Origin of the sequence: Flavobacterium sp. LMO8 (assembly GCF_009495755.1) — a bacterium.
Taxonomy (GTDB): Bacteria; Bacteroidota; Bacteroidia; order Flavobacteriales; family Flavobacteriaceae; genus Flavobacterium.
In genome coordinates this window covers 358,108-369,316 of record NZ_WIBJ01000031.1, presented here as the reverse complement: position 1 = coordinate 369,316, position 11,209 = coordinate 358,108, and the positions used below count along the sequence as shown (strand labels likewise).

Here is an 11,209-nt window from a genome sequence, read left to right as displayed (position 1 = left end):
TTTTATAAATTTTTTAAAGCTTGTTTTATTAAGTTTTCTACAGAGGCATTTGGGGTTTCTCTTATAATTTTATCGATTACTTTTTCGGCTGCTTTTCTGGCAAATCCTAAAACTTCTAAAGCAGATAACGCTTCATCTTTATTTGTATTGCTTTCAACAACTGAAACTTCATCCAAATTGTACACTTTTAACACTTTCTCTTTCAAATCGAGAATAATTCTTTGTGCAGTTTTAGCTCCTATTCCTTTCATCGATTGAATAGCTGCCACATCATTTGACGCAATAGCTTGAATGATTTGTGCAGGCGCTAAAGAAGACAACATCGTTCGTGCAGTACTTGCTCCAACACCTGAAACCGAAAGCAACAATTTAAAAAGTTCTCTTTCTTGTTTCTCTACAAAACCAAACAAACTATGAGAATCTTCCTTAACTTGAAGAAACGTATATAATTTCAAATTCTCAGAATCTGGAATCAAAGAAAAAGTATGCAACGAAATATTAATATGATAACCCACTCCATTGCAATCAATTACAACTTCGGTAGGTGTTTTTTCAACTAATCTTCCTTGAATGTGAGCTATCATATAAAATTTTTATCTGTTTTGTTTTCTATTTTTTTCTTGCGCATCTACCACTGCAACTGCCGCCATATTCACCATTTCCTCAACACTTGCACCTAATTGGAACACGTGAACCGGCTTGTCTAATCCTAAAATAATTGGACCAATTGATTCTGCTTTGTTCAACTCTTTCAACAATTTGTATGTAATATTTGATGCGTCTAAATTAGGAAAAATAAGTGTATTGACCTTTTTATTTACTAGTTTAGAGAATGGAAATTTACTTTTTAGTAAATCTGGATTTAATGCGAAGTCAGTTTGAATTTCTCCATCAACAATTAAATCAGGGAAATTTTCATGAAGATAAGCAACAGCTTGACTTATTTTAGTTGCCCCATCATTATGAGAAGATCCAAAGTTTGAATATGAAACCATTGCTATTACTGGTTCCATTCCAAACATTCTAACTGTTTTAGCGGTCATCAATGCAATTCTGGCTAAATCATCTGCAGTTGGGTTTGGATTGATAGCAGTATCTGACAAGAAAATAGGACCTCTTGCCGTCATCATCATATTCGTTGTTGCAATTTTAGAAACGCCTGGCGCTTTGTCAATTAACTGCATTACCGGCTTAATTGTTGAGGGATAACTTCTTGAATGTCCAGTTACCATTGCATCAGCTTCGCCCGTATTTACCATCATCAAACCAAAATAATTACGCTCACGCATCCATTTTTCTGCTTCATATAAAGTAACTCCTTTGCGTTTTCTGGTTTCCCAAAAATGGTTAGCATATTCTAAACGTTTTGCATCACACTCCTTAGTTTTTGGATCAAAAATTGGCACTTCTACATCAAAACCAATTTCCTCTTTTAACTCTAAAATTATTTCTTTATTCCCTAATAAAATTGGGAAACCAATGCCTTCTTCATGTACAATTTGCGCCGCTTTCAACACATCAATTTGATCTGCTTCAGCGAAAATAATTCTCTTAGGATTGGTTCTTGCTCTATTGGTTAACAAACGAATCATTTTGTTATCAGAACCCATACGTTCTAACAATTCGTCTTTGTACTTATCCCAATCCGTAATTGGCGCTGTAGCTACACCTGATTCCATAGCAGCTTTGGCTACGGCTGGCGGAACTGCAGCAATTAATCTTGGATCAAAAGGTTTTGGGATAATATAATCGCGACCAAACGTTAATTTCGTTTCGCCATACGCAATATTTACTTGCTCTGGAACCGATTCTTTTGCTAATTCCGCTAAAGCGATAACAGCTGCTTTCTTCATTTCCTCATTAATTTTCGTAGCTCTAACATCTAAAGCGCCTCTAAAAATAAATGGAAAACCTAATACATTATTCACTTGATTAGGATGATCAGAACGACCCGTTGCCATGATAATATCTTCACGCGTATCAATTGCTAAGTTGTAATTGATTTCTGGTGTTGGATTTGCCATTGCAAAAACGATAGGATTATCCGCCATTGACAATAACATTTCTGGAGTAACAATATCTCCCGAAGATAATCCGATAAATACATCAGCACCTTTCATAGCATGAGCTAAATCGTCATATTGTTTGTCCGTTGCATATTTGCGTTGCATATCGGTAACTCTTGGATCGTCTTTTCTTAAGGCACCTTTACTGTTAAACATTACAACATTTTCAGGTTTCACACCAAATGCAACATACAGATTAGCACAAGCAATGGCAGCAGAACCTGCTCCAGAAATGACCATTTTCACTTCTTCCATTTTCTTGCCTGCTAACTCTACTGCATTCAATAAAGCGGCTGAAGAAATAATAGCAGTTCCGTGTTGGTCATCGTGCATTACTGGAATATTTAATTCCTCTACCAAACGTCTTTCAATTTCGAAAGATTCTGGTGCTTTGATGTCTTCTAGGTTGATTCCTCCGAAAGTTGGAGAAATATTTTTTACCGTTGCAATGAATTCTTCAATGTCTTTTGTTCCAACTTCGATATCAAATACATCAATATCAGCGAAGATTTTGAACAACAACCCTTTTCCTTCCATTACAGGTTTTGAAGCTTCTGGACCAATATCTCCTAAACCTAAAACTGCGGTTCCGTTTGATATTACAGCTACTAAATTTCCTTTTGCGGTATATTTATAAACGTTGTTAACGTCTTTTTCAATTTCTAAACAAGGTTCTGCTACGCCTGGAGAATAAGCCAAAGCTAAATCTCTTTGTGTAGCATATTTTTTTGTGGGTACTACCTGAATTTTACCAGGTGTAGGTTTTGCGTGATATAATAAGGCTTCTCTACGTTTACTATCTTTATGCATGGTTTTTTATTTTACTAACTTACAAATATAAGGGTATACGTATAAAATGAGAAATTATTTTGGCATTCTTTTGAAAAAATAAATTGTTTATTTTAATTAATTATTTGAGGTTATGCCCGAATGGATATTTTGTTTAGCACAAAAAATTAATTTGAATCCAAAATTTTTATAGGTATTTTTTTATCAAATTTTATTACCCCATCAAAGATTTTACAATTGTTTATTTTAATATTTTCTTTTACATCCCAAGGTAATATTTCTATTGCCCTAGAGGTTTTTGCATCAATGAAAAAATCTGCATAATATTTTTTGTTTTTTTTGATATCAGCACTAACACTATTAGTATTTTTAATACCATTATTTTGGTCAGTTATTTTTACATACCCAATAAAATATTTTTTCTCTTTGGGATGCAGAATAAAACCAGTGCTTACGTAAGGTGATTTCTTTATATAATCGTATTCAATTCTTTGATTTGCTGATGTTCTACTGTCATCACAATCAAAGGGATTTACAAAATCAGTAATTGTTACATAATACTTTACAATAGTATTTTCATTTGTTATATTTAACTCTAATAATTCATCATTTAACATTAGACTTTGACTATGATCAAATTTTGTAGCAAAATTATTATTAATATATATAGCTTTATCTGAATTATTTTCAAGAGAATACTTAATTACATTAGCTGTGTCTTTTATTGAACTTTTTGGATAAGTTACTAAAGTATCATTTAAGACATTTAAAGTAATACTCTCTTTTTTGTTACTGTTACATGAAATAAAGAAGAGAATTGAAATGATATATATAAATTTCATAAAGAAGGTGTTTAAATTATTTAATATTACTTTTTAACCAGCACTATCAGCTTCTTGAACCCCATCATCAACAAAACGGCTACTAATCCAAATACAATTCCAATACCAAATTCAGCAATTGTTGATGGAATACTGTGTGGAATTAAATGATGTAAATAGTCGATATTGTGAAGGAAAATACCTCCTGAAACTAAGATAAGTGCGATTGTCCCTAATACGGCAAGCCCTTTAATTACTAATGGCAAAGCTTTGATTAAAATTCCACCAAAAGAAGATAAAAAACCTTTGTTATCCGATTTTCTCATCAAATAAAAACCAGCATCGTCCATTCTTACAATTAAAGCTACGATTCCGTAAACTCCAATAGTGGCAATAATTGCCACAAAAGTTACACTCAAAATTTGGGTAATCAAAGGATGTTCTTTTTCCATTGCTGTTCCTAAAGCGATGATGACAATTTCAAGTGAAAGAATAAAATCGGTTTTAATCGCTGAGCTTACTTTTGCTTTTTCTGAATTTTCGTCATCTTCTTCTAATTTACTTTCCACAATTACTTCTTCGCTTTTTTTAGCGCGATGAAAAAAGTATTCTATGATTTTTTCCACACCTTCGTAGGCTAAGTAAACTCCTCCAATGATTAAAGCAGCTTTAATGGCTGGCGGATACAACCAATTCAAAACAAAAACAACTGGAAGAATAATCAATTTATTAATAAACGAACCTTTTGTAATTGCCCACAACACTGGAATTTCTCTTGAAGCTAAAAAACCTGTTGCTTTTTCGGCATTAACTGCTAAGTCGTCTCCTAAAATTCCTGCTGTTTTTTTAGTTGCTAATTTACTAGTCATTGCAACATCGTCCATCAATGCAGCGATATCGTCTAAGATTGCGAAAAATCCTGATGCCATAATTGTATAATTAATTTTCCTTTTTAATAACTCTCAAAACTACGTCAAAGTATTTTGATTGTAAAATTTTTGCCTGAAAAACGAAATGTCATTTTAATCCTTCAAAAAATTGATATTACGAAGTAAACCTTCGTATTTGGTACGTTTAACAGCTGAATTTTTAAACACCTTTTGAAAAGTATCAAATGTAATTTCTTCCCAATCGGATTTTGAGAAATTCAAAATATCTCGATTCGCTTGAAAAAGAGGTTCATTATGCGGCTTTGAGAAGCGATTCCATGGACAAACATCTTGGCAAACATCGCAACCAAACATCCAATCGTCAAATTTGCCTTTCATTTCTTGTGGCAAGTTATCTTTCAATTCGATAGTGAAATACGAAATACACTTACTTCCATCTACCACATAAGGCGCTACAATAGCTTCTGTAGGACAAGCATCTAAACAAGCGGTACAACTTCCACAATGGTCGGTTGTTGGAGTATCATAATCTAATTCCAAATCGATAATTAATTCGGCAATAAAATAGAATGATCCGACTTTTTGGGTGATGAGATTGCTGTTTTTTCCAACCCAACCCAAGCCACTTTTTGCCGCCCAAGCTTTGTCTAAAACCGGTGCCGAATCTACAAACGCTCTTCCAGAAACTTCACCAATTTCGGCTTGAATAAAATGTAACAATTCCTTTAATTTTTCTTTTATGACGTGATGATAATCTTGTCCGTAAGCATATTTGGAAATCTTATACGAATCTTCATTTTGAAGTTCGGAAGGATAATAATTCAATAATAATGAAATCACACTTTTAGCATCATCTACCAATAAAGTTGGATTCAAACGTTTGTCAAAATGATTTTCCATGTAACTCATTTGACCGTTCATGTTATTATTAAGCCAATTTTCTAAACGAGGCGCTTCATCTTCCAGAAAACCAGCCTTGGAAATACCGCAAGACAAAAAGCCGAGTCTTTTGGATTCGGCTTTTATCAACTGTGTGTATTTTTCTTTATTGTTTATCAAACTAAAATAAACCTCCTTGAATATTATTTTTAATTTTTCCTAAATGTTTGTACGCTTTTTCGGTTACTTCTCTTCCTCTTGGAGTTCTCATAATAAAACCTTCTTGAATTAAGAAAGGTTCGTATACCTCTTCTATGGTTTCACCACTTTCGGAAACTGCTGTAGCTAATGTTGATAATCCAACTGGTCCACCTTTGAATTTTTCAATTATGGTTAATAAGATTTTATTGTCCATTTCATCTAATCCGTGAGCATCAACATTAAGTGCCTTTAATGCAAACTTTGCAATTTCGATATCGATTTTTCCGTTTCCTTTGATTTGAGCAAAATCTCTAACACGACGTAATAAAGCATTAGCGATACGAGGTGTTCCTCTACTTCTCCCTGCGATTTCAATAGCCGCTTCCATTGTAATTGGCATCTTTAAAATAGAAGAACTACGTTGGACAATGGTGGTTAATAATTCGGTGTTGTAATATTGTAATCTGCTTTGAATTCCGAAACGAGCACGCATTGGTGCAGTTAATAATCCAGAACGAGTGGTAGCTCCAACTAAAGTAAATGGATTCAAATTGATTTGAACCGTTCTTGCATTTGGACCCGATTCAATCATGATATCAATCTTGAAATCTTCCATTGCCGAATACAAATATTCTTCCACAATAGGACTTAAACGGTGAATTTCGTCAATAAACAAAACATCTCTTTCTTCCAAATTAGTCAATAAGCCAGCTAAATCACCTGGTTTATCTAAAACTGGTCCTGAAGTGATTTTGATTCCTACTCCTAATTCGTTTGCCAAGATGTTTGCCAAGGTTGTTTTCCCTAAACCTGGAGGTCCGTGAAACAACGTATGGTCTAATGCTTCTTTTCGCAAATTAGCCGCTTGTACAAAAACAATTAGATTTTCTAACACTTGGTCTTGTCCAGCAAAATCATCAAAACTAAGCGGGCGTAATGCCTTTTCGATATCAATATCTTGCGGAGAATAGGATTCTTTATTTGGATTCAAATTATCATTCATAAAAACAAAGATAAGTAAAGTTATAAAACAAAAACCTCTCCGATTGGAGAGGTTTGTATATTGTGGAAAAAATCTTAGTGATGTAAAACTTCTTCTCCTTCTTTCATTGGTGTGATTTGCGTAACGAAGTCTTCATCGTGACCTGGTTTACTGTAATCATAAGGCCATCTATGTACTTCAGGAATTTCTCCAGGCCAGTTACCGTGAATATGTTCCACTGGTGTAGTCCATTCTAAAGTATTTGATCTCCATGGGTTTTGAGTTGCTTTCTTACCATAGAAAATACTATAGAAGAAGTTCCAGAAGAAAACGATTTGAAAAGCAGCTCCAACGATAGCAAAAATCGTAATTAAAACATTCACATCAGCTAATTCATCAAATAATGGGAAAGCAGAGTTTGTGTAATAACGTCTTGGTAAACCAGCCATTCCAATAAAGTGCATTGGGAAGAAAACTCCGTAAGCACAAACAGCAGTTACCCAGAAGTGAACGTAACCTAAGTTTTTGTTCATCATTCTACCAAACATTTTTGGGAACCAGTGGTAAACACCAGCAAAGAATCCGTACAATGCAGAGATACCCATTACTAAGTGGAAGTGAGCTACTACGAAATATGTATCGTGAACGTTAATGTCTAAAGTTGAATCTCCAAGAATAATACCTGTTAAACCTCCAGTGATGAAAGTAGATACTAATCCGATAGAGAATAACATTGCAGGATTTAATTGTAAATTACCTTTCCAAAGTGTTGTAATGTAGTTGAATGCTTTTACAGCAGATGGAATTGCAATTAATAATGTTGTAAATGTAAATACTGAACCTAAGAAAGGATTCATACCTGAAATAAACATGTGGTGACCCCAAACAATAGTTGATAAGAATGCAATTGCTAAAATAGAAGCAATCATCGCACGATAACCAAAAATTGGTTTTCTAGAGTTGGTAGCAATAATTTCAGAAGTAATACCTAAAGCTGGTAATAATACGATGTAAACTTCAGGGTGACCTAAAAACCAGAATAAGTGCTCGAATAATACTGGAGAACCACCTTGGTAATGTAAAACTTCACCTTGAATAAAAATATCTGATAAGAAGAATGATGTTCCAAAACTTCTATCGAAAATTAATAATAAAGCCGCAGAGAATAAAACTGGGAAAGATACAATACCAATAATAGCTGTTACGAAGAAAGCCCAAACTGTTAAAGGCATTCTTGTCATCGTCATTCCTTTAGTTCTTAAGTTGATAACCGTAACTACGTAGTTCAATGATCCCATTAATGAAGATGCAATGAAAATGGCCATAGATGACAACCATAAAGTCATACCTAAACCAGATCCAGGAATAGCTTGTGGTAATGCACTTAAAGGAGGATAAATTGTCCAACCTGCAGATGCTGGTCCTGATTCTACGAATAAAGAAGCTATCATAATAACACAAGAAATAAAGAACATCCAGAAAGAAAGCATATTCATAAATCCTGAAGCCATATCACGAGCTCCAATTTGTAATGGAATTAACAAGTTACTAAATGTACCACTCAAACCAGCGGTAAGTACAAAGAATACCATGATTGTTCCGTGAATAGTTACCAAAGCAAGGTAAATATCGTTACGCATTACTCCATCTGGTGCGAAATTATCTCCTAAGAATACTTTGAAAATTTCGAAAGATTCTTCAGGCCATGCAATTTGCATACGGAAGAATAAAGATAAAACAACTCCAACAATACCCATCAATAAACCTGAAATAAGGTATTGCTTTGCTATCATTTTGTGATCCAAACTAAAAATATATTTAGTTATGAAAGTTTCTTTATGATGACCGTGATCGTGTGACATACTAATTCTATTATATTTAATATAAAATAACTTATTTAATAACTTGAGCTACAACTTTAGTTGAATCAACCGCTACAACGGGAGTTGCAACTGGAGATTCTGCAGGAGCAGGAGCGTTAGCTTCTTTCCATTGTTGTGCTAATGTAGGCTTTTCTGCTAACCATGCTTTAAAATCAGCAGGTGTATCTACAATAATTTTCATTTGCATATTGTAGTGAGATGCACCACAAATTTTATTACATAATAATAAATAATCAAATGTGTAAGGGTCTAAAGCTACACCACCTTCAGCAACAATTTTCTTGCTGTTTTTTGTTCTGATTTTGTTGATTTTATCCACTTTAGCCATTATAGCCTCATCAGATCTCATATCTACTGTAGTAACTGTTGGAATAAATGAAAATTGAGTAATCATACCAGGAACACAGTTCATTTGTGCTCTAAAGTGAGGCATATAAGCCGAGTGTAATACGTCTTGAGAACGCATTTTAAAAATTACTCTTTTTCCAACTGGTAAATGCAATTCAGTAACTACTTTATCATCCTGAGCAGCTGGATCAGCTAAATCAACTCCTAAAGTATTAATACCTTCGATTAATCTTACGTTTGCTTTTCCTAATGTTTTATCATCACCAGCATAACGTGCTTCCCAACCAAATTGTTTAGCATATAACTCGATAACAATAGCATCTTGTTCGTCTTCTTTATCAACAAACATAATATCATTCCAAGTATATAAACCGTACATGATTAAACCTGCTAAAACGATAACTGGAATAATTGTCCAAATAGCTTCTAACTTGTTGTTATCTGCAAAATATAATGCTTTTTGACCTTCTTTCCCTCTATATTTAAAAGCAAAATAGTGTAATAAGAACTGAGTAATAGTTTGTACGAAGAAAATTAATGCCATCGAAATAGCCATCAAATTATCTACCTCTTTACCATGCTCAGAACCAGGAGTACCTAATACTAAATCACCCCAAGCATATAATGAATAAATAGTGAACACATAAATGAAACCAACAAAGGCAAACATTAAGTAACCATTAACACTATTATCTTTGTCATTAGCAATTTCATCATTATCTGAAGAACCGCCAATTTGGGTTAAATCAAAAATTTTAGTTAATTGCCAAACTGCAATACCGACTAGAACTAAAATTATAAATACCAAGAAACTTGTCATTTTTATTTCTTTTTAACTATTAATAATGAAAATGTTTACTTTCCTCAATGAAAGGATTTCCTTTAGGGACTAATGGAGCCTTAGTTAAAGCTGTAAATACAACGAAGATAAATAAACCTAAGAAGAACATTAAAGCTCCAATCTCAGGAATACCAATAAACCATTGATCACCAACTGTTGCAGGCATAATCATATTGAAGAAATCAATATAATGTCCAAATAATATTACGATACCTGCCATAACTACAATCCAAGTTAAACGTTTGAAATCTGTATTGATTAAGATTAACAATGGAAAAATGAAGTTTAAAGCTAACATTCCGAAGAAAGGTAATTTGTAATGTTCGATACGAGTTACGAAATACGTAACCTCTTCTGGGATATTTGAATACCAAATCAACATAAATTGAGAGAACCATAAGTATGTCCAGAAAATACTGATACCAAACATAAATTTAGCTAAATCGTGAATGTGACTTGTATTAACATGCTCTAAATATCCTTTAGATTTTAAGTATAAAGTTATCATTGCAATTACAGTAATTCCGCTTACAAAGAAACTAGCGAATACATACCATCCAAATAATGTACTGTACCAGTGTGGGTCAACAGACATAATCCAATCCCAAGACATGATTGACTCAGAAACGATAAAGAATACTAGGAAAAATGCCGCCAATTTAAAGTTTTTCTTGTAAGGTGCATTATCTTCAGCGCTATCTTGTGCTAATGAATTTTGTCTAAATTTGAAACGAACAAAATTCCATACTACTAAAATAATTGCAGCAGTAGCTAAAAATCTACCAACACTTAACCAACCTTTTTTAAGGAAAATAAGTTTGTCGAATTTAACTGATTCTGGGTTAACAACTTCAGGATCCATCCATACAAAAAGATGATTGTGTCCCCAATGCATTCCAGCTGCAACTAAAAATATAAAGAAAATAATTGAACCCGGTAACAAATAAGATGTAATACCTTCCATTACTCTAAATAAGATTGGAGACCAACCTGCTTGAGCTGCGTATTGAATAGCATAAAAAGCTAAAACTCCAACTGAAATTAACATAAAGAAGATACAAGCCACATACAAAGCAGCCCATGGCTTATTTTGTAATTGGTGTAATACATGTTCTAAATGTGCTTTATGATCATCATGTGAGTGAGCGTCTGCTTTAGCATGAGTATCGTGATTGTCTGTATGAGCAGGAGCTTCTGCAACTGCAGCAACAGTAGTATCTACAGCATGAGCCGCTGTATCAACAGCAACATGAGCTTCAGCGTGAGTTGAATCTGCTACATGAGTCTCAGCAGCTTTAACCGTATCCGCAACAACATGTGCATCTGCAGCATGTGGAGCCACTTTCTCTACATGAGCAGCTTCATGTCCATGATGACTATCTGCTAATAATTTTTCTACATCCTCAATTGTTTTAGGAGCGGCCATGAAACCAATTCCAATACCAATTGCACCTAAAATCATTAGGACGAATGAAAAAGTTTTTAATTTACTTGAAAACGTGTACATAT

General features: G+C 33.7%; 9 protein-coding genes. All 9 read right to left on the bottom strand.

Annotation, left to right across the window (positions count from 1 at the left end; genetic code table 11):
- Window positions 1-2: 2 nt before the first annotated feature.
- Window positions 3-584 (bottom strand): Holliday junction branch migration protein RuvA, encoded by a 582-nt coding sequence (ruvA, locus tag GFJ94_RS09630; protein WP_153201324.1) that lies wholly within the window; start codon window positions 582-584, stop codon window positions 3-5.
- Between the two features lie 9 nt (window positions 585-593).
- Window positions 594-2,876 carry an NADP-dependent malic enzyme gene (locus tag GFJ94_RS09625; protein WP_153201323.1) on the bottom strand — a complete coding sequence of 761 codons (2,283 nt, stop codon included), beginning with the start codon at window positions 2,874-2,876 and terminating at the stop codon, window positions 594-596.
- A 146-nt stretch (window positions 2,877-3,022) separates the two neighbouring features.
- On the bottom strand, window positions 3,023-3,697 hold the full coding sequence (locus GFJ94_RS09620; RefSeq protein ID WP_153201322.1) for a hypothetical protein: 675 nt from the start codon (window positions 3,695-3,697) through the stop codon (window positions 3,023-3,025).
- A 26-nt stretch (window positions 3,698-3,723) separates the two neighbouring features.
- A complete protein-coding gene (locus GFJ94_RS09615) occupies window positions 3,724-4,605 on the bottom strand; it encodes a DUF808 domain-containing protein (RefSeq protein ID WP_153201321.1) in 882 nt (293 codons plus the stop codon).
- Between the two features lie 93 nt (window positions 4,606-4,698).
- Window positions 4,699-5,625, bottom strand: a complete 927-nt coding sequence (gene queG, locus GFJ94_RS09610) for a tRNA epoxyqueuosine(34) reductase QueG (RefSeq protein WP_153201320.1) — start codon at window positions 5,623-5,625, stop codon at window positions 4,699-4,701.
- A gap of 1 nt (window position 5,626) precedes the next feature.
- Window positions 5,627-6,649: a Holliday junction branch migration DNA helicase RuvB gene (gene ruvB / locus GFJ94_RS09605; protein WP_153201319.1), complete on the bottom strand. Its 1,023-nt coding sequence runs from the start codon at window positions 6,647-6,649 to the stop codon at window positions 5,627-5,629.
- Window positions 6,650-6,723: 74 nt separating this feature from the next.
- Window positions 6,724-8,490 (bottom strand): cbb3-type cytochrome c oxidase subunit I, encoded by a 1,767-nt coding sequence (locus GFJ94_RS09600; protein ID WP_153201318.1) that lies wholly within the window; start codon window positions 8,488-8,490, stop codon window positions 6,724-6,726.
- A 31-nt stretch (window positions 8,491-8,521) separates the two neighbouring features.
- Complete coding sequence (locus GFJ94_RS09595) at window positions 8,522-9,679, bottom strand: cytochrome c oxidase subunit II (protein ID WP_153201317.1); 1,158 nt, start codon at window positions 9,677-9,679, stop codon at window positions 8,522-8,524.
- Between the two features lie 19 nt (window positions 9,680-9,698).
- A complete protein-coding gene (locus GFJ94_RS09590) occupies window positions 9,699-11,207 on the bottom strand; it encodes a quinol:cytochrome C oxidoreductase (RefSeq protein ID WP_153201316.1) in 1,509 nt (502 codons plus the stop codon).
- Window positions 11,208-11,209 lie beyond the last annotated feature (2 nt).